The organism is Cryobacterium sp. TMT1-2-2 (genome assembly GCF_004403505.1).
In the GTDB taxonomy this organism is placed as follows: domain Bacteria; phylum Actinomycetota; class Actinomycetes; order Actinomycetales; family Microbacteriaceae; genus Cryobacterium; species Cryobacterium flavum.
This window is the reverse complement of record NZ_SOGS01000003.1, coordinates 158897-179502: the sequence shown is the minus strand read 5'-3', so window position 1 is coordinate 179502 and position 20606 is coordinate 158897. Positions and strand designations below refer to the sequence as shown.

The 20606-nt window shown below is 65.9% G+C and carries 18 protein-coding genes; 10 read left to right on the top strand and 8 right to left on the bottom strand.

Features of this window, described 5'->3' with window-relative positions:
* The 4 genes from E3T35_RS03050 (at position 1) to E3T35_RS03035 (ending at position 3295) form a co-directional block, all read left to right on the top strand.
* Entirely contained in the window at positions 1-615 is a 615-nt protein-coding gene (locus E3T35_RS03050) for a nucleotide exchange factor GrpE (RefSeq protein WP_104090021.1), read from the top strand.
* On the top strand, positions 608-1609 hold the full coding sequence (locus E3T35_RS03045) for a DnaJ C-terminal domain-containing protein (protein WP_092338272.1): 1002 nt from the start codon (positions 608-610) through the stop codon (positions 1607-1609). Before E3T35_RS03050 ends, E3T35_RS03045 begins: the two co-directional genes overlap by 8 nt.
* Positions 1610-1611: 2 nt before the next feature.
* Positions 1612-2025, top strand: coding sequence for a heat shock protein transcriptional repressor HspR (locus E3T35_RS03040; RefSeq protein ID WP_092338270.1), 414 nt, complete (start codon positions 1612-1614; stop codon positions 2023-2025).
* 145 nt (positions 2026-2170) lie between these two features.
* On the top strand, positions 2171-3295 hold the full coding sequence (locus E3T35_RS03035; RefSeq protein ID WP_241987675.1) for a class I SAM-dependent methyltransferase: 1125 nt from the start codon (positions 2171-2173) through the stop codon (positions 3293-3295).
* Between the two features lie 13 nt (positions 3296-3308).
* Here the strand turns inward: E3T35_RS03035 and E3T35_RS03030 are convergent, their stop codons facing one another.
* The 4 genes from E3T35_RS03030 to E3T35_RS03015 form a co-directional block, all read right to left on the bottom strand.
* Positions 3309-3902, bottom strand: a complete 594-nt coding sequence (locus E3T35_RS03030; protein WP_134344703.1) for a histidine phosphatase family protein — start codon at positions 3900-3902, stop codon at positions 3309-3311.
* Positions 3899-5215 carry a glycosyltransferase 87 family protein gene (locus tag E3T35_RS03025; protein ID WP_134377857.1) on the bottom strand — a complete coding sequence of 439 codons (1317 nt, stop codon included), beginning with the start codon at positions 5213-5215 and terminating at the stop codon, positions 3899-3901. Before E3T35_RS03025 ends, E3T35_RS03030 begins: the two co-directional genes overlap by 4 nt.
* 216 nt (positions 5216-5431) lie before the next feature.
* On the bottom strand, positions 5432-8962 hold the full coding sequence (locus E3T35_RS19505; RefSeq protein WP_134377856.1) for a DEAD/DEAH box helicase: 3531 nt from the start codon (positions 8960-8962) through the stop codon (positions 5432-5434).
* A gap of 184 nt (positions 8963-9146) precedes the next feature.
* Complete coding sequence (locus E3T35_RS03015) at positions 9147-9650, bottom strand: Lrp/AsnC family transcriptional regulator (RefSeq protein WP_134344700.1); 504 nt, start codon at positions 9648-9650, stop codon at positions 9147-9149.
* 176 nt (positions 9651-9826) lie between these two features.
* On the opposite strand from E3T35_RS03015, the gene E3T35_RS03010 reads away from it, so the two are divergent.
* From E3T35_RS03010 to E3T35_RS02995, 4 genes are read left to right on the top strand one after another with little or no spacing between them, the layout of a single operon-like run.
* Positions 9827-10897, top strand: a complete 1071-nt coding sequence (locus tag E3T35_RS03010; RefSeq protein ID WP_134344699.1) for a thiamine pyrophosphate-dependent enzyme — start codon at positions 9827-9829, stop codon at positions 10895-10897.
* Positions 10890-11915, top strand: a complete 1026-nt coding sequence (locus E3T35_RS03005; protein ID WP_134377855.1) for an alpha-ketoacid dehydrogenase subunit beta — start codon at positions 10890-10892, stop codon at positions 11913-11915. The genes E3T35_RS03010 and E3T35_RS03005 overlap by 8 nt, the downstream gene beginning before the upstream one ends.
* Complete coding sequence (locus tag E3T35_RS03000; protein ID WP_134377854.1) at positions 11908-12237, top strand: biotin/lipoyl-containing protein; 330 nt, start codon at positions 11908-11910, stop codon at positions 12235-12237. Before E3T35_RS03005 ends, E3T35_RS03000 begins: the two co-directional genes overlap by 8 nt.
* Positions 12238-12240: 3 nt before the next feature.
* The gene (locus E3T35_RS02995) at positions 12241-13002 is read left to right on the top strand and encodes an alpha/beta fold hydrolase (protein WP_134377853.1); all 762 of its coding nucleotides are present in this window, start codon (positions 12241-12243) and stop codon (positions 13000-13002) included.
* A 78-nt stretch (positions 13003-13080) separates the two neighbouring features.
* On the opposite strand, the gene E3T35_RS02990 is transcribed toward E3T35_RS02995, so the two are convergent.
* From E3T35_RS02990 to hisC, 4 genes are all read right to left on the bottom strand, one after another.
* The gene (locus tag E3T35_RS02990; RefSeq protein WP_134377852.1) at positions 13081-13872 is read right to left on the bottom strand and encodes an ABC transporter ATP-binding protein; all 792 of its coding nucleotides are present in this window, start codon (positions 13870-13872) and stop codon (positions 13081-13083) included.
* A gap of 7 nt (positions 13873-13879) precedes the next feature.
* Positions 13880-14794, bottom strand: coding sequence for an ABC transporter permease (locus E3T35_RS02985; protein ID WP_134377851.1), 915 nt, complete (start codon positions 14792-14794; stop codon positions 13880-13882).
* A 31-nt stretch (positions 14795-14825) separates the two neighbouring features.
* Positions 14826-15821 (bottom strand): ABC transporter substrate-binding protein, encoded by a 996-nt coding sequence (locus tag E3T35_RS02980; protein ID WP_134344695.1) that lies wholly within the window; start codon positions 15819-15821, stop codon positions 14826-14828.
* A 70-nt stretch (positions 15822-15891) separates the two neighbouring features.
* Positions 15892-16959 (bottom strand): histidinol-phosphate transaminase, encoded by a 1068-nt coding sequence (gene hisC / locus E3T35_RS02975; RefSeq protein ID WP_198417720.1) that lies wholly within the window; start codon positions 16957-16959, stop codon positions 15892-15894.
* A gap of 269 nt (positions 16960-17228) precedes the next feature.
* Here hisC and E3T35_RS02970 point away from each other — a divergent pair, with 269 nt between their 5' ends.
* Together E3T35_RS02970 and E3T35_RS02965 are read left to right on the top strand one after the other, a co-directional pair.
* Complete coding sequence (locus E3T35_RS02970) at positions 17229-19409, top strand: ATP-dependent Clp protease ATP-binding subunit (protein ID WP_134344693.1); 2181 nt, start codon at positions 17229-17231, stop codon at positions 19407-19409.
* Positions 19410-19529: 120 nt separating this feature from the next.
* Positions 19530-20579, top strand: coding sequence for a zinc-dependent alcohol dehydrogenase family protein (locus E3T35_RS02965; protein ID WP_134377850.1), 1050 nt, complete (start codon positions 19530-19532; stop codon positions 20577-20579).
* The last annotated feature ends 27 nt before the right edge of the window (positions 20580-20606 follow it).

Below are 20606 nucleotides of genomic sequence, written 5' to 3'. Positions count from 1 at the left end.
ATGGCTGACAAGAAACATCCAGACAACGACGCTGCGGGGGTGCCCGATGACGGCACCGCCGCGGCGGGTGCGGGACTGCCGGAAGAATCGGCATCCGCTGCTGACGGCGATGCGGCGGCTTCGGCCGATGGCATCGAAGAAGACGAACTGACCGTTCAGGACATTCTGGACGCGGCGGAGCGCGAAGTTGCTGAGCCGACGAGCGAACACCTCGCCGACCTCAAGCGAGTCACGGCCGAGTACGCCAACTACCGTCGGCGCACCGAAGCCAACCGTGCCATCGAGAAAGAGCGCGTGACCGGGGATATCGTCAAGGTGCTGATTCCAGTACTCGACGACATCTACCGTGCTGAAAAGCACGGCGATCTCGTGCCCGACTCCGCCTTCGCCACGATCGCGGCCAAGCTGCGGGCGAGCGTTGAGCGTCTCGGACTGACCTCGTTTGGTACGGTCGGCGAACCGTTCGACCCGACCATGCACGAGGCGATCTTCCAGCAGCCCAGCGCCGCCGTCGACACCGAAACCGTGGGCGACGTCGCGGAGACGGGGTACTACCTCGGCTCCACGCTGCTGCGCGCGGCCAAGGTCGTCGTTCAGGTACCGAGCGATGGCTAGCCAGGACTGGTTCGACAAAGACTTCTACAAGGTTCTCGGGGTATCGAAAGATGTCACGCCGGCCGAGTTGAAGAAGGCGTACCGCAAGCTGGCTCGCAAGTACCACCCGGATTCCAACCCGGGGAACCCCACCGCTGAGGCGAAGTTCAAGGAGCTCAGCGAGGCGCACTCGGTATTGAATGACCCAGCCCAGCGCAAGGAATATGACGCCGTTCGGGCCATGGGCAGCGGGGCGCGGTTCGCCGCGCCCGGCGGCCGGGCCCAGAGCGGCGGGTTCGAGGACGCCTTCGGCGGCATGTTCGGCGGCGGAAGCCGTCAGCAGAGCTACACCTTCGAGCAGGGCGGCTTCGACGATATCCTCGGAGGTATGTTCGGGCGCGGTGGTGGCGGTGGTGGCGGCTTCGGCAACCCCACCGGCGGCTACCGCGGGTCGGGCGCGCCCACCCGCGGCCGAGACGTGATCGCTTCGACGACCATCGACTTCATCACGGCGACGCAGGGCGACCAGATCAGCCTGCAAACGCAGGATGGTCGACCGATCAAGGTCAAGGTTCCGGCCGGTGTCGCCGACGGGCAGAAGATTCGCCTGCGCGGCAAGGGCCAGCCCAGCCCCGATGGCGGCGAGACCGGCGATATCGTGCTCACAATCACCGTGCGCAAGCATCCGGTGTTCGAACGTGATGGCCTCAACTTGCGCGTGACCGTGCCGGTGACTTTCGTCGAGGCCAGCCTCGGCGCGACGATCGAGGTGCCAACGCTCGGTGGCAGCCCGGTCAAGCTGCGCGTTGCCCCTGGCACTCCCGGTGGCCGCGTGCTGCGGGTCAAGGGCCGCGGCGTCACCACGGCCAAGGGCACGGGCGACTTGCTTGCTGTTGTGCAGGTCGCGGTTCCCTCGCACCTCTCGAAGGATGCGGAAGAGAAACTTGCCGCGTTCGCCGAAGCGCTGCCCAAGGAAAACCCGCGCGATGAATTGATCGCGCGGGCGAAGGGCTGATCATGGACGAGACCACCCGGGTTTTCGTGATTTCCACGGCCGCTGAGCTTGCGGGAATGCACCCGCAAACCCTGCGCCAATACGATCGCCTGGGCCTCGTCAGCCCGGAACGCACCCCCGGCAAGAGTCGCCGGTACTCGATGCTCGACGTGGCAAAGCTCCGTGAAATTGCGGAACTGGGCTCGGAGGGTGTGAGTTTAGAAGGCATCCGTCGTATCCTCGAACTCGAGGATCACGTGCGCGGTCTCGAAAACCGTGTGCGCGAGTTGGAATCGACGCTCGCCGATGAACTACTGAACCGTCCGGGCCGCCGCGTTTTTGCGGCTGGCTCGGCCGGCGACGTCATTTCAATGAAGGCGGGCACTCGCACCAGGCGCAGCAACCAGATTGTCATCTGGCGGCAGCCCAGACCATAGTCAGCTCCACGTTTTTGTTTCACAGCACGAACTGGTTGCACCAGCACCACTTTCAGGGGGAACCATGTCCGAATCGGGCACGCACGACCAGTCCGCGCCGCGGAACGCCAACACGTTTACGCCGTTGAAAGGCACAGTAGGCAACGTGAACGAATTCGATTTCGACCGACTGCGCCGCAGGCCCGACATCGAGGCCGAGAACCTCTTCGCCGTCGATGCCAGCGACCGGCTCATTCTCGATGAAGCTGCCGGCGCGCTCGCCGCCTACCGTTCCGGCGGAGTCGTCGTGCTCGAGGACCGCTACGGCGCCCTCACCCTCGGTGCCGCAGCGCTGCACAACGCGCGCGGCATTCGCGTCTACCAGGACGCGCTCTCGGGCGAATACGCGCTCGACAGCAACGCCTCCGGCGTCAACCTGACGGATGCCTACCGCTCCCTTCCCCTCGGCGAAGAACTGCTGAAGGACGCCCACGTCGTGCTGCTGCAGCTGCCAAAAAGCCTCGATGCGCTGGACGAGATCGCCGGCGCCATCGCGAAGTACGCCGCGCCCGATGTGATCGTCTTCGCCGGCGGCCGCATCAAGCACATGACCGTGAGCATGAACGAGGTGCTGCGCCGCCACTTCGGCGCCCTCAACGTGCGCCCGGCCCGCCAGAAGTCCCGCGTGCTGATTGCCTCGTCGCCCCTGACCACGTCAACGACCGACTGGCCGCACAGTGAGAAGCACGACGACTTCGACCTGACCGTACGAGGCCACGGCGGCGTTTTTGCCGGAACCAGCATCGACATCGGCACCCGGGCGCTGCTCGAGGTGCTCGACCGCATGAAGCCCGACGCCGAACGTGCCATCGACCTCGGCTGCGGTACCGGTGTGCTCGCCGCGGCACTGGCCGCGCAGCGACCGCTGTTGCGAGTGCTGGCGACGGATCAGTCGGCCGTGGCCGTCGCATCCGCTCGCGCAACCGTCGATGCCAACGCGCTCGCCGATCGGGTCACCGTGGTGCGCGCCGACGGCCTGTCCGGCCAAGCGGATGACTCCGCCGACCTGATTCTGCTCAACCCGCCGTTCCACATCGGAGCGTCGGTGCACGCCGGCCTCGCCGAGAAGCTCTTCAACGACGCGGCCCGGGTGCTCGCGCCCGGCGGCGAGCTGTGGACAGTGTGGAACACGCACCTCGGTTACCGCCCGATGCTCACCCGCATCGTCGGTTCGACCCGCCAGGTTGGCCGCAACACCAAGTTCACCGTAACGGTGTCGACCGGCCGCTAGGGGATTGACCAGGTCAGGCGTGCACGAGCGGCTCACCGTTCAACACGTCGAGCTGCCAGACGATAGTGTCGTCGCCGTGCGCGTGGTGATGGTGCACGAGGTTGAGCGAGGCGTTGCTGATGCTCTCGATGCGCGCATCGAGAGCCTGCGCGAGGCTTAAACGAATGAGCGTGCCGTGCGCGACGACGATGATGCGGGCTCCAGGGTGCTCGCGGGCCAGCTCGCGCAGGGCGTCGATACCCCGAGCAGCGACAGCTTCCTCGGTCTCGGCGCCGCGGAATCCGCCGGGGAAACGCAGTGCGTCGAGTTCAGAGCCGGCGCTGAGCCCCTCGGCTGGCCCGTAGTCGCGCTCGATCAGACCCGGAATGCGCCGGGCCTCGTCGAGTCCGAGTTGTTCGCCGATGAGGTCGGCGGTTTCGGCCGCACGTGACAACGGCGACGAGACGATGAAGTCCCAGTCATAGCGTTTCAGGGGGGCGACGGCATCCGCTGCCTGGCCGCGCCCCACGTCGTTGAGCGGAATGTCGGTGGCGCCCTGGATTCGCGCGGCGGCGTTCCAATCGGTCTGGCCGTGGCGGATGAGGGCGAAGGTCGTCGTCGTGGTCACCCGTCTATTCTGCCTTGGCCGACTGGGAGTGTGCGACGGGCCAAGATCTCTCGACCCGGCGCAGCCCAGGCCAGTCGCGCCAGATGCTTGACCGACCAGCCGAACAGTACGACCAGTAGAGCGTTGCGAGCGGTGAGCAGCAGCAGTGAGAACAGGTCGCCGTCGATGAGCGGCAGGTAAAAGATCGGGAAGATCAGTGTTGTCAGTCCCGAGATAGCCAGCATCAGCACGGCGGGCACGCGCCACTCGGCCCAGCTTGTGCCCACACCGACCGCAACCACCGGCACCAGCCACAGCATGTACTGCGGTGACCCCACTTTGTTGAAGACGATGAAGGCGCTGACCAGGGCGAGGGCGCCGACCAGCAACAGCTGGGCGGCATCCGCTCGGCGGTGCTGAGCAATGATCATCAGTACGAATATCGCCGCGATGGTACCGAACATGACCGGCGTCATCAGTGAGGCGACGAGGGTGGTGCCTGGACCACTCACCTCGCGGGTGGCGATGGCGAAATTCTCGTAGATGACCGTGCCGTGGTGGCCAAGTGTGGCCAGCCACACCCACGGAGTCGTGATGGGCGCTTCCAGTTGCAGGGCACGGTCGGACTGTTCGGTGACGAATCCGGTGAGAAATTGCCAGCCACCCAGAAGCCAAACGGATGTCGCCACCCCCGCCGACACGGCCGCGCCGGTGAGGACCACCGTGCGACGGCGGGGCGAGACGGTGACCACCGCGAGCACGACGGCGGCCGGCCAGACCTTGATCCAGGTGGCGAGGGTCAGCACGGCTGCGGCGACAACCGGCCGTTTCGCGAGCAGCAGGAGAGAGACGATGACCAGTGGCGCCGTGATTCCTTCCAGCCGCAGCAATCCCACCGGACTCAGCAGAAACGACGCGAACAGCCAGTACCAGGCCGATTTGAAGCCGCTACGGCGGCGTCCCCAGTCGGTGAGCGCCCCGACCGCGATGGCGTTCAACGCGACCGTCATCAGAAACCAGAGCAGTTGGTAGAGCAGGGGGCCGGCGATGCCCGCGAAGGCGATCGGCAGCATGGCGCCGATCGGGTACACCCACTCGGTGTCGATACCCTGCCACACGCCGTGCTCCAGGCCGAGTTCAGCCCAGGTACGGTACAGCGGCAGGTCTCCCAGAACCCTGCCGGTGAGGATGGTCGGCAGCAGGGCGAACAGGAAGACCGTGTGGAGACCGAGAAAACCGAGCACGAGGGTGCGCGGCCGCTGCAGCATCAGGCGGCGGCTCGGGGTGAGCGTCGTCGCGAGTCGGGCGTCGATCCGATCGAAGATGTTGGACATAGGACCGTTTCTGCAGGGTGCGAGGTGGGGCCGTCGCGTGCAGTCTAGGGGTGCTGGGTGAACGCTGGGTGTCAGCTCTGGCTGCTCAGCCTGTATACGCCAGCGGGGCGTTCGGCGGTTGCCGGCCCACCTTGCGGCCCTGGGCCCAGTTTATAAACTGGGCCCAGGGCCCGGGCCCCGTCCATATAGGTGCGCCGGGAAGGCGGGCAGGGCGAGTCAGGCCAGGAGCTCGCGGATGTCGGCGGCCGTCAGGGCGGTGCCGGCCGGGGCGCCGTCGGTCATGACACTCTCGAACAGGCGTGCCTTGGTGGCCTTGAGGGCCATGACCTTCTCCTCGATGGTGTCTTTGGAGACGAGGCGGTAGACCATGACGTTCTTGGTCTGGCCGATGCGGTGCACTCGGTCGACGGCCTGGGCCTCGGTCGCCGGGTTCCACCACGGGTCGAGCAGAATAACGTAGTCGGCCTCGGTGAGGTTGAGGCCGAATCCGCCGGCCTTGAGGCTGATCAGGAAGACCGAGCTGGTGCCCTCTTTGAAGTCGCTGATGGCCTTGGCCCGGTTGCGGGTCTTGCCGTCGAGATAGGAGTAGCTGATGCCAGCGGCGTCGAGTCGGTCGCGCGCCTTGCCGAGGTACTGGGTGAACTGGCTGAAGATGAGCGTGCGGTGGCCCTCAGCGACGGTGTCCTCCAGCAGTTCGAGAAGGGCATCGAGTTTGGTCGACGGGATCGCGTCATACTTCGCGTCGTACAGGCTTGCGTCGAGGCTGAGCTGGCGCAGCATGGTGAGCGAGCGAAAGATCTCGAACCGGTTCGCGTTCATGTCCTCGATCAGGCCGAGTACCTTTTGGCGCTCGCGGGCGAGGTGCATGTCGTAGACCTTGCGGTGCCGCGGGTGCAGGTCGAGTTCGAGCACCTGTTCCTGCTTCTCGGGCAGATCGCTGGCTACCTCGGCCTTGGTGCGCCGCAGCATGAATGGGCGGATGCGGCGGCGCAGCTGCGCAAGCCGGTCGGCGTCGGCATCCGTTTCAATGGGTTTGCGGTAGTAGTCGGCGAAGCGGCTGGGGCTCGGGAACAGGCCGGGCGCAGTGATGGACAGCAGCGACCACAGTTCCATCAGGTTGTTTTCCATCGGGGTGCCGGTGATGGCCAGCTTGAACGGGGTGCGCAGGCGGCGCGCGCAGACGTGCGCCTTGCTCTGGTGGTTCTTCACGAACTGGGCTTCGTCGAGCAGCAAACCGGCCCAGTCCTGGGCGTTGTACTCCTCGAAATCGAGGCGGAAGAGCGTGTAGGAGGTGATCACGACATCCGCTTGGCCCATTTCGTCTTGCAGGTTGGAGCCGCGCTTACCAGCGGTCTGCGTGATGGCGACCGTGGCGAGGTCGGGCGCGAATCTGGCGCACTCGGCGGCCCAGTTCGACACGACGCTTGTCGGGGCGACGACGAGGAACGGCTTGCGGGCGGTGCCTTCCGAGGCGCGCTGCGTGTCGCGAGCGTGGGCGATGAGGGCGATGGCCTGCAAGGTCTTTCCGAGCCCCATGTCGTCGGCGAGCACGCCGCCGAGCTGGTGGTCGTAGAGAAAACTGAGCCAGTCGAACCCGGTCTGCTGGTAGGCGCGCAGGGTGGCGTGCACGGCCGGCGGAAGCGCACGTTCGGCGATCGGTGCGGCCTCAGACAATCCCTCGACAGCGCTGCGCCAGGTGGCGGCCTGTTCGGCGACGACACCGAGCAGCTGCAGTTCGTCCCAGAGGTCGGCCTGAAAACGGCTGAGGCCGAGCGTACCGGCGTTGCTCTCTTGCAGACCGCGCGCCTCTTCGATCAGGCGTCGGAGCTGCTGCAGCTCGGGCCGGTCGAGGCTGAAATAGGTGCCGCTGTCGAGGATCATCAGGTCCTGGTCGGTGGCCAGCGCGCGAAAGAGGTCGTCGAAGGGAATGTCTTCGCCCTCGATCGTCACGGTGACGGCGAGGTCGAACCAGTCACGGGTATCGGTACTTTCGGAGGTGGCGAGGCTGATCACGGGCGCTTCGTCGGCTTCGCGGTAGCTCGGGGCGTCGGCCGAGACCTGCACGACGATGCCGGCCGCTTCGAGCTTCGGCACGGTCTCACCGAGAAAGCTGATCATGACGGCACCGCGCAGCTCGGAGTGCTCGAGCAATCGCGCCTGGCTGATCGGGGTGGCGGGCTGCCAGAGGGCGACGAACGACGCAATCGTGCGTTCGACATCATGCAGGATGTTGCTCTCGCGGGTCGCATCGCGAAAGCGGGTGTCGCCCGGCGTGGGGCGCAGGGGGTGGCGGTACAGCACGGCTTCAATGGCAACCGCGGCAGTCGTGGTGTCGGCGTGGTCGGCAGCGGCAACAAAAGAGGATGCCTCCGCCGGGCCGGTCGCAGTAGCGCCGCCCAAGCCGCCGGTCGCAGCAGTGGTTGCCGCGGCGGGCTTGGCTGTGTCGGTGGGCGCGACGTACTGCCACTCCCAGGCGAGGGTGATGCGGGCATCCGTTTGGTGGGTGATGGTGAGTGCGAGCTGCGGACGGGCTGTCTTGGGCAGCTCAAATGAGGCGTCGTGGCTGGTCAGGCTCAGTTTTTGCTGGAGAAATGGGTAGTAGTCGGTGAGGAACGCGGCCTCATCGTCGGCCGGGATGTCGAAGCCGCCGGTGACCGCGAGGGCCCGAATCTCGGAGCTGACCTGCGCATTCAACGGGGCGAGAGTGAGCTGCTTGCCGGTCGCGAGCGGGTCGGCCGGGCTCATGAAGGTGTACGAACCGTGCGCAGGGTCCCCGATAAACCCGAATTCGGCACCGCGATGCAGTTGCTCGTTCAGTACGAGCAGTGGGGTCAACAGCAGCCCCTCGGCGTCGCGGCGAATGTCGATCTCGAGCGCCGCCGGCGTCGGGGAGAGCAGAACGGGATTCTGGGCATCCGTCGCGCAGACCATGGGCAAACCGCTCAACCGGGCTTCGTGCAGAAGGTCCCAGAGGGCCTTGTTCTCGAAGTTGTCGAGGTAGAGCCAGTGGTCGGTGTAGCTGTAATAGCGCTGACCGGTGGCCGAGAGGGCGTAGAGGGCGTTAAGAATCTTGCGGTGACCGCGGTTGTAGGTACCCGGGGTCCAAGACAGGTTGTCCCAGGTGAGGTTGCCCCGAATCCACTTGCCCTTCTTGCCCATGACCATGGGGCGGGCGCCGAGGCGACGGGGTCCAGGGCGCCGGTTGGGACTGTAAGCGGGGTCGAGCAGGTCGAATTGCAGCGCGAGGGCCGTGCTGATGGAGGCCTCGCCGGTCGGCTTGGCCAAAGGAGCGAGGGCGGCGCGCCAGGCGGGGACCGGCGGGCGAATGGGAACAACGGGTGCCGGGGCGGGCGGCTGGTAGGTGGCCGGCACGAAGGTCGATTCGAAGACGGGGGTGCGGCGGTCGCCGATGGCCCGCACGTTGGAGGCGGTGCGCTCGGCGTTCAGCTCGGCGGGCGTGCTGCGGCTGGCCAGAAGCAGAGCGGCGACGTGCTTGCAGTTGCTCCCCATCGGGCAGGTGCAGGTACCGCTGGCTCGAACGGCCTGGCCGGCGGCATTCAGCGTGAACGACACGAGCACGGTGTATGGCTGCGGGCTGGTGCCGCTGACGCGACCGGTGAGGTGTGTTCCCGACGCGGCCCAGGACTGTTCGGTGACGTGTCCGTTGCGGGCGTATCGTTCACCGCGCGAGAACGACTGGCTGCCGACGATGCGGGCGATCTCGTGCGTGCTGAGGGAATGGGCCATAGGTGTGGGAGCTCCGTAAGAAAAAGGGACCAACCCTTATTATCTCACGGGAGGCTGCCCGCCCGCGCTCAACCTGGTGTCTCACGGGGCTGCGCGGTGGCTAATTCAGGAGATCCTCCTGGGCGGAATGGTTTCGCCGCACTCGTCTGGGCGCCGCGAGCCGGAGGTCGCCAAATTTCCTGAATTAGCCACGAAAATCGGCCGGTCCGGAGGCGCTGGTGGGAGCGGCGGTGGCTTGCAACAGGGCGAGAGCCTGCGCCTCGATGTGGGTCTGCAGCACGATCACGCTCGAGGAGCGCACGACCGTCTGCGTCGCGACGATCAGGTCGAGCACCCGCTGCACGTCGGCGTTTGACCGGGCGACGACCCGAGCGAGCATGTCGCTGTCGCCGGAGACCGTGTGCAGTTCGAGAATCTCCGGAATCTTGGCGAGGGCCGCGACGACGACGGCGTGGCCGGCATCCTGCCGCACGGTGAGCGAGCAGTAGGCGGTGACCGGAAACCCGAACTCGCTCGGGTTGAGCGCCGGAGCCCACGACTTGATCACCCCGCGGCTCATCAGCCGGTCGAGCCGGGCTTGCACCGTTGCCCTGGCCACCTTGAGCCGGCGCGAGGCCTCGAGCACCGAGAGCTTGGGGCGCTCGCAGAACAGGGTGACGAGGCGGGAATCCAAGGAATCGATGTCCATGAGGTGACCTTTCGCGTGCCGGTAATGCTGTGGTGATGAATGTACTAACTGTACGGTGATTCAACTCAAATACGCACAATTATTCGCAGATTGTGCACTCCAATTAGTCACTGTGGCGAACGCTGGGCAAAGTCACTAACTTTACTCTGACCCGCCCATCGATGGAAGGAGCCAGCATGGCGCCTCGCGCACTCGCTGCCACGCTCGACACCCTGCCCCCTTCTCAAGCGGATGCCGCAGCTCCAGGCCCGGCCCGCCTCCGCGACCTGTACCGAATGCTCGCGAACGTGCGCCAGCTCGATACCTCGGCCGTGGCCTGGCAGCGGCAGGGTCTCATTCCGGGTTACGCGCCGATGCTCGGCCAGGAAGCAGCCCAGGTCGGCGCTGGCTTCGCCGTCGACACGACCCGAGACTTCGTCTTCCCGACCTACCGCGAGATGGGCGTGGCGTACACGCTCGGCCTGAACATGGTCGAGTACATGTCGACCCACAAGGCCATCTGGCACGGCGGGCTCTACGACCCGGTCGCCAGCCACTTCGCGCCATTTCAGGCGGTTGTCGGCGGATCCGTGCTGCACGCGGTCGGCTGGGCGCACGGTCAGACTTTGAACGGGGCCTCGCCGGACGGTCTCGGCGTTGGTCTGGCGTTTCTCGGCGACGGCGCGAGCTCGCAGGGTGACGTGCACGAGGCCATGAACTTCGCCGCCATTCTGAAGGCGCCGGTGGTGTTCTTCGTGCAGAATAACGGCTGGGCCATTTCGGTGCCCACCGAGCAGCAGGTGGCCGGCGGCTCGGTCGCCGCTCGCGCTGCTGGCTACGGCATGCCGGCCCTGCGGATCGACGGCAACGACGTGCTCGCCGTGCTGGACGCCACTCAGCGCGCGGTCGTCCACGCCCGCGCCGGACTCGGCCCGGTCGTGGTCGAGGCCATGACCTATCGGCGCGGCCCGCACTCCACGAGCGACGACCCGGGCCGCTACCGCACCCTCGATGACGAGAAAATCGACGGCGGCGAAGATCCGCTCAGGCGGTTTCGTTCGGTGCTGGTCGAGCAGGGCGTGGCCGATGCGGCCTTCTTCGACAAAACCGACGCGGATGCCCAAACGCGGGCCGACGCGATTCGCGACGGCGTGGTGGCCCTCGAAAGCCGCCCCGGAAGCGAAATGTTCAACTTCGTTTTTCAAGAATCAACCCCGACGCTCGGCGCCCAGGCGCGCCAGTGGAGAGAGGAATCCGAGCATGTCTGACACGTTAGAACTCGTGCGGGAGACGCCGCTCCTGCAGCTCTCCATGCAGCAGGCCATCAACCGCGCGCTCGGCGAGATTCTCGACACCGACGACCGCGCCCTCATCTTCGGCGAAGACGTCGGCGTGCTCGGCGGTGTCTTTCGGGTGACAGACGGCCTGCAGCAGCGCTTCGGCGCAAACCGGGTCTTTGACACCCCGCTGGCAGAGTCCGGCATTCTCGGTACCGCTATCGGGCTGGCCATGGCGGGTTTTCACCCGATTCCCGAGGTGCAGTTCGACGGCTTCGCCTACCCGGCCGTGAATCAGATCATCACCCAGCTGGCTCGCATGAACTATCGCAGCCGTGGCACCCTGCCGATGCAGGTGACGCTGCGGGTGCCCAGCTTCGGCGGAATTCGCGCCCCCGAACATCACGGCGAAAGCCTCGAATCGCTGTTCGCGCACGTACCAGGACTCAAGGTCGTGTCGCCCGCCAACCCGCAGCAGGCCTATCACCTGCTCAAGCACGCCGCCTCGATGCCCGACCCGGTCATCTTCATGGAACCGAAGGCGCGCTACTGGAACAAGGCCAGGGTCGACCTGGCTGCTGACGAAGACACTTCCGCCCTCGAGGGCTCGGTGATTGCCCGCCCGGGCAAGCATGCGACCCTCATCGCCTGGGGCGCCATGGTCTCCCGCTGCCTCCAGGTGGCGGAGCTGGCCGCGGAAGACGGCATCGAACTCGAGGTACTCGACCTGCGCTGGCTGAAGCCGATCGACGAAGCCGGGCTGGCGGCATCCGTTTCGCGTACCCGTCGCGCCATCGTCGTGCACGAGGGGCCGCACACCGCTGGCCTCGGCGCCGAGGTGGCCGCGCTCGTCTCGCAGAGCTGCTTCGACACGCTGCGGGCACCGGTCGAGCGGGTGACCGGCTTCGACGTGCCGTACCCGTCCGGCGACCTGGAGGACGAATACATTCCCAACATTGACCGAATTCTGTTCGGAGTTCAACGCGTATTGGAGTACCGCCGTGGCTGAAATCTCTTTTCCCCTGCCGGACCTCGGTGAGGGACTGCTCGAAGCGACCGTGCTCGAATGGCTCGTCAAGGTCGGCGACCAGGTCGAACGCAACCAGCCGTTCGTCGAGGTGGAAACGACGAAGTCGTCGGTCGAATTGCCGTCACCGATCGCCGGCATCGTGCTCACGCTGCACGGCGAGCCCGGCGACGTGGTGCTCGTTGACACTCCGCTGATCACGTTCACGGTCGCCGACGATTCTGCCGGCATCGTGGGAACCGTGCCGGCCGAGACCGCGCCGAAACGCCGCGTGCGCCTCTCGGCCGTGCTCGACGAGGACTAGAAAATGCTCACCAGTTGGCAGCAGCACGAACCCGCCGTCGACGCTGGCCTTGCCCCGGTGCTGCTCGTGCACGGTTTCGCCTCGTCGACCGCCCTCAACTGGGAGGCGACCGGCTGGCTGCGCGACCTCACTGCCGCCGGCCGGCGTGTATTTACTGTCGACCTGCTCGGCCACGGCGAGAGCGCCGCACCGCTCGAAACGGATGCCTACGCCCCCAGCCGCATGCGCGCCGCCGTTCTCGAGGTGCTCGCCCTCGCCGGTGCCAGGCCACGCGAGGCGGGCGATCCAGCCTCCGGAGTCGACCTGGTCGGCTATTCCCTCGGGTCGCGCCTGGTTTGGGAACTCGCCGCCGAGCGGCCCGACCTGGTCAATCGCGCGGTCCTCGGCGGCATGAGCGCCGAGGATCCGCTCGCCGACTTCGATCTCGATGCGGCTCTAATATTTCTATCCGACTCCGAGGATATCGCCCACGAGTCGACCGCCTCGCTGATGACCCTGATGCAGCTTGCGCCGGGTGCTAACACCCCCGCGCTGTTGCGGCTGGTCGCTGCGATTAAGCAGGAACGTTTCGAGCCCGGCGCATCCGTTCCTGTGCGGCCTCTGCTGTTCGTCACGGGCGACCGCGACGTGCTCGCGACCGGAACCGCCGAGCTCGCGGCGCTGGCCGCCGACTCCGAAACGCTCTGGCTGCCCGCCCGAACCCACATGAACGCGGTGAGCTCCCGCGCTTTCAAGCAGGCCGCGATCGAGTTTCTCGCCCGCTAAGCCGCAAGAACCGCAAAAGCCGCCGACTCGGCCCGCGCACCTACGCAGCGCCGAGTCGGCGTTTCTCGTCGTCTCCAACTACCCGAGCAACGCCCGGTCGTCGAGGGACGCGCCCTTGATCTTGGCGAACTCGGCGAGCAGGTCGGGCACGGTCATGGTGGCCTTGCGCTCGGCGTCGACGTCGAGAATGATCTGCCCCTCGTGCATCATGATGAGCCGGTTGCCGAGGCGAAGCGCCTGTTCCATGTTGTGCGTGACCATGAGGGTGGTCAGGTGGTGCTTGGCGACGATGCTCTCGGTGAGCGTCGTGACCAGTTCGGCCCGCTGGGGGTCAAGCGCTGCGGTGTGCTCGTCGAGCAGCAGGATGCGCGGCTGGGTGAAGCTCGCCATGAGCAGTGACAGCGCCTGGCGCTGGCCGCCGGAGAGCAGCCCGACCCGGGCCTTGAGCCGGTTTTCGAGGCCGAGCTCCAGCGAGAGCAGCTCGGTGCGGAAGAACTCGCGACGCTTGTGGGTGACGCCCCAGGCCAGCCCGCGACGCTTGCCACGGCGAAGCGCGAGCGCCAGGTTCTGCTCGATGCTCAGGTCGGGCGCTGTGCCGGCCATCGGGTCCTGGAAGACGCGGCCGACGTACGCGGCACGTGCGTAGTCGGGCATCCGCTTGACTGAACTGCCATCGATTGACAGGTCGCCGGAATCGATCGGAAGCTTGCCGCTGATCATATTGAGCAGCGTGGATTTGCCGGCACCGTTACTGCCGATGACCGTGACGAAATCACCGGTGTTCAACTGCAGCGACACGTCGTTCAGCGCGACGCGTTCGTTGACCGTGCCGGGAAAGAAAGTCTTGGTGATGTTCTCGATGAGCAGCATGAGACTCCTAGTTGGCTTTCACGTAGTTAGGTTTCACGGCGGCGGCGGAACGCATCTGACGCAGCGAGGGGATGCGTTTCAGGAAACCCCAGCGCGGCAGCAGCAGCGCGGCGACGACCAGCAGCGCCGAGATGAGCTTCATGTCGTTCGGGTTGAGGCCGGCGCCGAGGGCGAAGAAGATCACCAGGCGGTAGATGACGGCGCCGCCGATGACAGCGAGCGAGGCGAGGAAGATGTTGCGACGCCCAAAGACGGCCTGGCCGACGATGACCGAGGCGAGCCCGACCAGAATGAGGCCGATGCCCATGCTGACGTCGGCGAAGCCCTGGTACTGCGCGATGAGCGCGCCGCACAGGGCGACGAGTCCGTTCGAGATCGCGAGGGTGAGGATGGTCGTGCGGTGGGTGTTGACGCCGAGGCTGCGGATCATCTGCTCGTTGTTGCCGGTCGCCTGAATCGACAGGCCGAGGTCGGTGCTGAGAAACCAGTCGATCGCGAACTTGATGACGAGGGCGGCGACGGCGAAAATCAGGATGCTCCAGGCCCCGCCGAGCAGACCGGCGTCACGTAGCGGGGTCATCAGGGTATCCTCCCGCAACAGGGGCAAATTAGATTTGCCCATGATGCGCAGGTTGATCGACCACAGGGCGATCATGGTCAGGATTCCGGCGAGGAGGCCGTCGATTTTGCCCTTCGTGTACAGCACGCCGGTGACCAGGCCGGCCACCGCCCCCGACGCCGCCCCGGCAAGGGTGGCGAGGGGAGCGGGCACGCCGTTGATGATGAGCGACGCGGCTACGGCGGCCCCGGTCGTGAAACTTCCATCGACGGTGAGGTCGGGAAAGTTGAGGATTCGAAAGGTCAGGTAGACACCCAACGCCATGATTCCGTAGAGCAGGCCGAGTTCGAGAGCCGCGTTCATCTGGTTATTCCTTTTAGTCGAGGAGCGGCTGTTATTCGATGATTCGGTCGGCCTTGGCAATGAGCTCCTCGGAGAGGGTCACGCCCATGCGCTCGGCAGCGGCCGGGTTGAGAATGAATTCGATTGTGTCGAGGGTCTCCACCGGCATGTCCGCCGGGTTCTCGCCGTCTTCGAGGATGCGGAGGGCCATCTGGCCGGTCTGGTAGCCGAGGTCGGTGTAGCTGATGCCGTAGGTCGCGATGGCGCCACGCTCGACCTGCCCGTTTTCGGCGCCGAACAGCGGAATCTGGTTCGCCTCGGAGTACTGGATGACGGCTTCAAGGCCCTCGGTGACGCGGTTGTCGGTGGGGATGTAGATGGCGTCGACGTCGCCGAGCGACTCGGTGGCCTGGGCGACCTCGCTCGAGTTGGTGACAGTGGCCTCCTTGATGGTCAGGCCGAGGTCCTTCGCTGCTTCCTTGGCGAGCTCAACCTGCACGTCGGAGTTGACCTCGCCCGAGCTGTAGATCACGCCGACCGACTTGGCGTCAGGCAGAATCTCCTGAATCAGTTCGAGCTGCTCCTTGACCGGGTTGAGGTCACTGGTTCCGGTGATGTTGCTGCCCGGCTTCTCCCAGCTTTCGACCAGTCCGGCTTCTTCGGGCTCGGTCACCGCGGTGAACAGTACGGGGATGTCGATGATGGTCTGAGCGGCGGCCTGCGCGGTGGGCGTGGCGATGGCGAGCACGAGGTCGACCTTATCGGCGGCGAACTTGGCTGCGATGGTGCTCGCGGTGGCCTGCTCGCCCTGCGCGTTCTGCTCGTCGAACTCAATGTCGGTGCCCTCGACGTAGCCGGCGTCGGCAAAGGCCTTCTTGAAGCCCTCGCGGGCGTCGTCGAGTGCCTGGTGCTGCACGATCTGGCTGATGCCGATCGTGATCATGTCCTCTGCAGTGGATGCTGCCGGCTCGCTGGCCGCGCAGCCGCTCAGTGCGAGGGCGCCCGCGGCGACCAGGGCGAGGGCTGATAGCGATGTGGTGTGCTTCATGCTGGAAAATTCTCCTTTGAATTCATGCTGACACGGCGCGCGGGAACCTGCGGCCGAACGTTGAGGGTGGTTAGACGGCGGCGGGAGGGAGAGCGGCGCTCGCGGCGACCAGGAAACGGTCGTTCTGCTCTGCCGTGCCGATCGTCACGCGCAGGCCTTCGCCGGGAAAAGCCCGAGCCAGGATACCTTCGGCAATGAACACCGCGTTTACCCGGTCGGTGTCGTTGAAGGTGCGCAGCCAAACGAAGTTCCCCTGCGAGGAGGCGCCGCGCCATCCGCTCGCCCGAAGTGCGGCGAGCACCCTGGTGCGTTCGGCGACGATCTCGTCGATGCGCAGGGCCAGCTCGGCTTCGGCGTCGAGGGAGGCGAGGGCGGCGCGCTGGGCGAGGGCGGTCACGCCGAACGGCAGGGCAACGCGGCGCAGGTTGGCCGCGACCGCGGTGGGCGCGATCGCGTAGCCGATGCGCAGACCGGCCAGGCCGTAGGCCTTGGAGAAAGTGTGCAGCACGGCCACGTTCGGGTAGCGGCGAAAAAAGTCGATGCCAACGGCCGAGGCGGTGTCCCGGTTGAAGTGCACGTAGGCCTCGTCGACGACGACCAGCACGTTCTCGGGCACCCGCGCCATGAAGGCGTGCAGTTCGTCGGCCGTGACGAAAGCACCGGTGGGGTTGTTGGGGTTGCAGACCAAAATCAGCCGGGTCTGGCTCGTGATGGCGTCGGCCATGGCTGGCAGGTCGTGGCGCTCATCCGCGGTGAGGGCGACCGCTACGGGCGTCGCTCCGGCGACCTGCACCAGAATCGGGTACGCTTCGAACGACCGCCAGGCGAAGATGACCTCGTCGCCGACTCCCGCGCTCGCGTGGATGATCTGCGACAAGACCTCGACCGAACCGGCCCCGAAGGCCACGTTGTCGCCCGACACGTCGAACCGCGCCGCGATGCGGTCGGTGACCTCCGTCACGGCCATGCTCGGGTACAGGTGAATCTCCCCGAGAGCGGATGCGATGGCCTGCGTTACCGAGGCGAGGGGTGGGTACGGATTCTCGTTACTGGAGAGCTTATACGCCCCCGAATCGCCGGCCGCGGCGCCCTGCTTGTAGGCCGGCAACCTGCTGATGGCCTCGCGTTGCTGCACCATAATCTCTCAACCTCACTCGTGACGGGCGTGCCAGACATGCGCGTCGAGTGAGACGTCGGCAATGACGGGTTGATTCAGAGCGTAGTGAACGAGCAGAAGATTGACAATTCGACCAATATGAACGACACAAACTGCATTATTTGACTGGTTTTAGGGGCGATTTGCCGAACAAACTGCTCAATTATTTAGTCCTGGGCTGCTTATTTCGGTGGCCAGCCGTCTGGTACTAAACTTGAGTCAGCAAGGCTCAACTTTAGAGGAGACAGCGAATGCAAGCCGGTCAGCAACCACCGCAGCAAGACGCCAAGACGGCCCTCGAACTGTACGGGGTGAACCTCACCGACATCGCCCGTAGCGGCAAGCTCGACCCGGTGATTGGGCGCGACGCCGAGATTCGCCGGATCAGCCAGGTGCTCACCCGACGCACGAAGAACAACCCGGTCCTCATCGGTGAGCCCGGCGTCGGCAAGACGGCCGTGGTCGAGGGCCTGGCCCAGCGCATCGTGGCCGGCGATGTGGCCGATTCCCTCAAGGACAAGCAGCTGGTCTCCCTCGACCTGGCCGCCCTCGTGGCCGGCGCCAAGTATCGCGGTGAGTTCGAAGAGCGGCTCAAGGCCGTGCTCAAGGAGATCAACGACGCCGACGGGCAGATCATCACCTTCGTCGACGAACTACACACCCTCATGGGCGCGGGCGGCGGCGAAGGTTCCGTCGCGGCCAGTAACATGCTCAAGCCCATGCTGGCCCGCGGCGAGCTGCGCCTGATCGGCGCCACGACCCTCAACGAGTACCGCGAATTCATCGAAAAGGATGCCGCGCTCGAGCGCCGCTTCCAGCCCGTGCTCGTCGACGAACCGTCGGTGGAAGACACCGTCGCCATTCTCCGCGGACTCAAGGAACGTTATGAAGCCCACCACAAGGTGACGATCGCCGATTCTGCCCTCGTGGCCGCGGCATCCCTCTCGAATCGGTACATCACCGCGCGCCAGCTGCCCGACAAGGCCATCGACTTGATCGACGAGGCCGCGAGCCGGCTGCGCATGGAGATCGACTCCTCGCCGGTGGAGATCGACGAGCTGCGGCGCAGCGTCGACCGCCTGAAGCTCGAAGAGCTCGCCTTGAAGAAGGAGAAGGACGACGCCTCGAAGGCGAGGCTGGTCAAGCTGCGCGATGACCTGACCGAACGCCAGGCCAGCCTCAAAGAATTGCAGGCGCGCTGGGACAACGAGCGGGCCTCGCTCAACCGGGTCGGCGAACTGCGCGAGCGGCTCGACACCGCGCGCATCGAGTCCGACCGGGCCCAGCGTGAGGGCAACCTCGAAAAGGCCTCCCGGCTGCTTTACGGCGATATCCCGGTGATGGAACGTGCGCTCGCCGACGCCGAGAAGGAAGAATCCGTCGGCCCGCGCATGGTCAACGACCAGGTCACGAGCGAGGACATTGCCGCCGTGGTCGCCGCCTGGACCGGAATTCCGGTCGGCCGACTGCTGCAGGGTGAAACCGACAAGCTGTTGAACCTCGAAAATGAGCTCGCCCACCGCCTGATCGGCCAGAAGCGCGCCGTGCGGGCGGTGGCCGATGCCGTGCGACGTTCGCGCGCCGGCATCTCCGACCCCGACCGGCCGACCGGATCGTTCCTGTTCCTAGGCCCGACCGGCGTCGGCAAGACCGAGCTGGCCAAGGCGCTCGCCGAGTTTTTGTTTGACGATGAAAAAGCCATGGTGCGCATTGACATGAGCGAGTACGGCGAGAAGTTCTCGGTGAGCCGCCTGGTCGGAGCGCCTCCGGGGTATGTCGGTTACGAGCAGGGAGGGCAGCTCACCGAGGCCGTGCGACGTCGCCCGTACTCGGTGATTCTGTTCGACGAGGTAGAGAAGGCGCACCCCGAGGTGTTCGACGTACTGCTGCAGGTGCTCGACGACGGTCGCCTCACCGACGGCCAGGGTCGCACGGTGGACTTTCGCAACACCATCCTCGTGCTCACCTCAAACCTCGGTTCGCAGTTTCTGGTCGATCCGACCCTGTCGTTGGAGCAGAAGGAGGAGGCCGTGCTGGGCCTGGTGCGGCAGGCCTTCAAGCCCGAGTTCGTCAACCGGCTCGACGACATCGTGGTGTTCTCCTCGCTCACGACCGACGAGCTCGGTGAGATCGTCGAACTCGACGTCGACCGGTTGCAGAAGCGGCTCGCCGAGCGCCGCCTCGAGCTGGCCGTGACACCGGATGCCCGCCGCTGGCTGGCCGAGCGTGGTTACGACCCGATCTACGGTGCTCGTCCACTGCGGCGCCTGATGCAGCGCGAGATCGACGACCGCCTGGCGCGGGCCTTGCTCGCCGGCGATATTCGGGACGGCGACACGGTGCTGGTGGCGCTCGCGGAAGACGGTGATGCGCTCACCGTGGTATCCGCTCCCGCGCTGCTCGATGTTCCCCTCGAAGAAGACCTGCTCTAACCCGTGACGCGAGAGCGGGAAATTCATCGCTTCAGCAGCACTGAAGCAGCACATTTCCCGCTCTCGCGCGAACAACAAACACGGAGGCGAGGCACAGGTTTGCCCGGATAGGCTCGAACAATGCTCGCAACTGTGATTTATGGCGAACGGGATGTTCGCCTCGAAGAAGTTCCCGAACCCGTCCTCTCGACCGGTGGCGATGCCATCGTTCGGGTGGTCGCCGCCTGCGTCTGCGGGTCCGACCTGTGGCCGTACCGGGGGATCGCCCCCACCAAAGAGCCGCACCGTATCGGCCATGAATTCGTCGGCATCGTCGAAGCCATTGGTGCCGATGTCTCGACGATCAAGGTGGGAGACTTCGTCATTGCCCCCTTCTACGACTGTGACGGCACCTGCGTCAACTGCCAGAACGGCGTGAGCACCTCCTGCCTCAACGGCGGCTGGTGGGGCGCCGAAGACCAGCTCGGCGGATTCGCCGACGGAGCCCAGGGCGAGCGCGTGCGTGTTCCCCACGCCGATGGTTCGCTCGTTGCCACGCCCACGGTTCCGAGCGATGACCTCGTTCCAAGCCTGCTCACCCTCGCCGACGTCATGGGCACCGGGCACCACGCGGCCGTCTCGGCTGGCGTGGAGCCGGGCTCAACCGTGGTCGTCGTTGGTGACGGAGCCGTCGGACTCTGCGCCATCCTTGCCAGCAAGCGCCTCGGTGCGAGCCGCATCGTGGCCATGTCCCGCCACGCCGACCGCCAGGCTGTGGCCCGCGAATTCGGCGCGACCGACATTGTCGAAGCGCGCGGCGATGAGGGTGTTGCCGCCGTCAAGGCTCTGTTCGACGGTATCGGCGCCGACTATGTGCTCGAGTGCGTCGGAACCCAGGAATCCATGGACCAGGCCATTCGTTCGGCTCGCCCCGGCGGAATGGTCGGCTACGTCGGCGTTCCCAACGGCGGCGCCGAACTGCCGATCCGCACCCTCTTCGGAAACAACGTGGGGGTGAACGGAGGCGTCGCATCCGTTCGGAGCTATGTCGAGGAGTTGCTGCCGGAGGTTCTCTCCGGCCAGATCAACCCTGGCCGGGTCTTCGATCTGCAGCTGCCGCTGGCTGAGGTGGCCGAGGCCTACGCCGCGATGGACGAGCGCCGCGCTATTAAGGTGCTGCTCCGCCCCTGACCCACCGTCTGGCCCGCTCTGGAGGAA

What these genes read in the sequence shown, in the direction of transcription:
- E3T35_RS03050 (WP_104090021.1), top strand. Translation starts at nt 1, where the DNA reads ATGGCTGACAAGAAACATCCAGACAACGACGCTGCGGGGGTGCCCGAT.
- E3T35_RS03045 (WP_092338272.1), top strand. Translation starts at nt 608, where the DNA reads ATGGCTAGCCAGGACTGGTTCGACAAAGACTTCTACAAGGTTCTCGGG.
- E3T35_RS03040 (WP_092338270.1), top strand. Translation starts at nt 1,612, where the DNA reads ATGGACGAGACCACCCGGGTTTTCGTGATTTCCACGGCCGCTGAGCTT.
- E3T35_RS03025 (WP_134377857.1), bottom strand. Translation starts at nt 5,215, where the DNA reads ATGTCCAACATCTTCGATCGGATCGACGCCCGACTCGCGACGACGCTC.
- E3T35_RS19505 (WP_134377856.1), bottom strand. Translation starts at nt 8,962, where the DNA reads ATGGCCCATTCCCTCAGCACGCACGAGATCGCCCGCATCGTCGGCAGC.
- E3T35_RS03015 (WP_134344700.1), bottom strand. Translation starts at nt 9,650, where the DNA reads ATGGACATCGATTCCTTGGATTCCCGCCTCGTCACCCTGTTCTGCGAG.
- E3T35_RS03010 (WP_134344699.1), top strand. Translation starts at nt 9,827, where the DNA reads ATGGCGCCTCGCGCACTCGCTGCCACGCTCGACACCCTGCCCCCTTCT.
- E3T35_RS03005 (WP_134377855.1), top strand. Translation starts at nt 10,890, where the DNA reads ATGTCTGACACGTTAGAACTCGTGCGGGAGACGCCGCTCCTGCAGCTC.
- E3T35_RS02995 (WP_134377853.1), top strand. Translation starts at nt 12,241, where the DNA reads ATGCTCACCAGTTGGCAGCAGCACGAACCCGCCGTCGACGCTGGCCTT.
- E3T35_RS02990 (WP_134377852.1), bottom strand. Translation starts at nt 13,872, where the DNA reads ATGCTGCTCATCGAGAACATCACCAAGACTTTCTTTCCCGGCACGGTC.
- E3T35_RS02985 (WP_134377851.1), bottom strand. Translation starts at nt 14,794, where the DNA reads ATGAACGCGGCTCTCGAACTCGGCCTGCTCTACGGAATCATGGCGTTG.
- E3T35_RS02980 (WP_134344695.1), bottom strand. Translation starts at nt 15,821, where the DNA reads ATGAAGCACACCACATCGCTATCAGCCCTCGCCCTGGTCGCCGCGGGC.
- hisC (WP_198417720.1), bottom strand. Translation starts at nt 16,959, where the DNA reads ATGGTGCAGCAACGCGAGGCCATCAGCAGGTTGCCGGCCTACAAGCAG.
- E3T35_RS02970 (WP_134344693.1), top strand. Translation starts at nt 17,229, where the DNA reads ATGCAAGCCGGTCAGCAACCACCGCAGCAAGACGCCAAGACGGCCCTC.
- E3T35_RS02965 (WP_134377850.1), top strand. Translation starts at nt 19,530, where the DNA reads ATGCTCGCAACTGTGATTTATGGCGAACGGGATGTTCGCCTCGAAGAA.